The organism is Ruminococcus sp. AF17-1AC (assembly GCF_003461385.1).
GTDB classification, from domain to species: domain Bacteria; phylum Bacillota; class Clostridia; order Oscillospirales; family Ruminococcaceae; genus Hominimerdicola; species Hominimerdicola aceti.
This window is the reverse complement of record NZ_QTWZ01000031.1, coordinates 5932-8720: the sequence shown is the minus strand read 5'-3', so window position 1 is coordinate 8720 and position 2789 is coordinate 5932. Positions and strand designations below refer to the sequence as shown.

Below are 2789 nucleotides of genomic sequence, written 5' to 3'. Positions count from 1 at the left end.
TGTGTATTTCAACCAGCCATTTTCACTGCTTTTTCAGTTTATATAATTGAAAGGCGGTGAAAATGATGAAAAAGTTTATATGCTTAGTTCTGACGGTTATTCTGACGTGCTGTATTACAGTATCTGTTTCTGCTTCTTTCGAAGATATTGCAATAACCGATAAGGTTGATGCAAGGTATGCGTATACTAATAGGATCGAATCTACGCTTAGTATCTCATCCAAAAATGCAACTTGTCAATCAACAGTACAAGGCAGTTCCAAAACTGTGACCAGAATTGTGGTCAAGCAGACATTTTAGAAAATTAATATACCAAAGACAAATGTTGTGAAAAGGAGTTAATAATATGAAAACAACAAACTATCTCGCCGGATTAGCGGCAATAACAATGACATTCACAGGCGTGGCTGCGCCAATATCAGCTTATGCCGATGATATCTCAAAGTCTGCAAGCATAGACTATGCAACATATGGCGACTTTGTGTATATCATAAAAGCTGATAAAACAGCCGAGATAGTAGAGTATAACGGCACAGATGAAAACGTTGTTATCCCTGCTGAACTCAATGGGTATACGATAACAGGTATAAGCGGTTGGTCGGGTAAACCTACAAATTCTCACCCTTTGGGTGCCATAACTGGTGCTTTTAAGAACAACAAGACAATTAAAACCGTAGTCATTCCTGATACAGTAAAATATATCGACGATGAGAGCTTTTATGGCTGCACTGCCCTTGAAAGCGTGACGTTTGGCAATGGTGTTGAAGAAATAGGCGATTATGCCTTTGAAAACTGCGCTTCACTTTCCAAGGTATACATACCTGTAAGTGTAAAGAAAATAGGCGCTGAGGCTTTTGGTTATACTTTCGGCTCAGAACTTACACTTAATAAAAACTTCTCAATGACCTGCGCTAAGAACAGTGCTGCTGAGGAATATGCCAAAAAGAACGGCATTGCCTATGATACATATCAGGTGAAAATAGACGAGCTTGCAGTTTCAGGTATAAAAAACAAGGAGTACACAGGTAAGTCTGTTACGCAAAATATAGTTATCAAAAATGGCAATGTCATCCTTGATGAGGGTACTGACTATACTGTTACTTATTCTGCAAACACAAAGGTGGGTACTGTTGAAGTCACCATAACAGGAACAGGCTCATATACAGGCGAGATAAAGAAAAGCTTTGTTATCGCACCTGCCAAACAGCAGATACATAAGCTTGAAACACGCTTCAAAGGCTTTTTCATAGACTGGGCGCAGAAAGGCTCTGCAACAGGATATGAGATAGAATACAGCACAAATGCTGATTTTAAAGACAGCACGGTTAAAAAGCTTACCGCAAACAAGCCTGATACTCTCACCATAAGCGGTCTGACAGTAGGAAATAAATATTATGTTCGTGTACGTTCCTACACAAACGTTGGCGAAAAGGTATACTATGGAGCATGGTCAGACAGCAAAAATATTACCACTGCAAAGTATGATATTACAAAGTCAGCTATCTCAGGTATTTCTACAAAGACATACACAGGAAAGAATATCACGCAGAGCGTAAAGGTAAAATACAACGGCAAGACGCTTAAAAGCGGCACAGATTACACAGTTTCATATTCAAGCAACAAAAAGGTAGGAACAGCCACAGTAAAGATAACAGGCAAAGGACAATACGGCGGAACTGTCAGCAAGACATTCAAGATAAACCCTGCCAAGCAGGAGATACAGAAGCTCACAGCGAAGTCAAAGGCATTCTTTATTGATTGGGCGCAGAAAGGCTCTGCAACAGGTTATGAGGTGCAGTACGCCACAAACTCTAAGTTTACAGGCGCAAAGAAGCTTGATGTTGCAAACAACAAGACCGACAAGATGACAGTATCCAAGCTTTCAGCTGGCAAGAAATACTATGTCAAGGTTCGCTCTTTTACTGTAGTAAAGGGTACGAAATATTATGGAGAATGGTCGGCTGTTAAGAGCGTGACAGTGAAGAAGTAATATGCTTATAAACCACAACCAAAATATGCTTTGTTTTGATTAATTTAATATACTTGAACTGCGTGCCATTTGCGACCTAAACATATCTAGTGTACTCTCTCTGCGTCATAATATTTGCCGACCATTGTCCTCGCAGAAAATAATCCGCCGACAAGATGAAATAGCATAATGGCTATCACGATAGCAACAGAGCATTTGTAATATTTCCCTTTCAACATTTCAAGATCGTTCAGAAGTTTATTTCTATATGTGGAATTGCTGGAATTGAGCATACTGATTTTTCTCACGCCCTCATTATATGCCAACAGCAAATGTTCTCGAAATTTAAAATGCAAAAACAGATCGTTTAGCGAGAATGAAACAGACGTAAGTATTGCTTTGATCTTAAAATAATTGTGCGGTGTGTCTTTTTTTATCAGCAAGTCATTTCTTCTGAATTTCGTTACTGTTTTAGCTGAGGTATAAGTAAAAAGGAAAAATACTGATATCAATACTATCAACGGAACGATAACAACAACCCACGTAATATCATCATCAAGGTCTACTGATAGTTTTCCTAGTATCATAATAAACAAAATGTTCTGCATAATAATGTAGGTAATAAGCTTTATAATGAAGTATGTTGAAAAATATTTGTTGAAATTATTTTTCATTTTGACGGCACCTCTTTAATTCTGAATAATTGATTTTTTATCACTTAGTTATATTTAATTCTACAATTTTAAATGTTTTTTGTCAAGTCTATTCGGCAAATTACGGTATTTATTGTATGCTGTAAAAAACAGCAGCTGTTTTTCAAG

The 2789-nt window shown here is 37.6% G+C and carries 2 protein-coding genes; one reads left to right on the top strand and one right to left on the bottom strand.

The genetic code is table 11. The features are described 5' to 3' along the window. Positions 1 to 345 precede the first annotated feature (345 nt). Entirely contained in the window at positions 346 to 1989 is a 1644-nt protein-coding gene (locus DWW81_RS12650) for a leucine-rich repeat protein (RefSeq protein WP_117898134.1), read from the top strand. Between the two features lie 86 nt (positions 1990 to 2075). Here DWW81_RS12650 and DWW81_RS12645 read toward each other — a convergent pair whose 3' ends face one another. Further along, complete coding sequence (locus DWW81_RS12645; RefSeq protein WP_117898135.1) at positions 2076 to 2642, bottom strand: hypothetical protein; 567 nt, start codon at positions 2640 to 2642, stop codon at positions 2076 to 2078. Positions 2643 to 2789 lie beyond the last annotated feature (147 nt).

What these genes read in the sequence shown, in the direction of transcription:
- DWW81_RS12650 (WP_117898134.1), top strand. Translation starts at nt 346, where the DNA reads ATGAAAACAACAAACTATCTCGCCGGATTAGCGGCAATAACAATGACA.
- DWW81_RS12645 (WP_117898135.1), bottom strand. Translation starts at nt 2,642, where the DNA reads ATGAAAAATAATTTCAACAAATATTTTTCAACATACTTCATTATAAAG.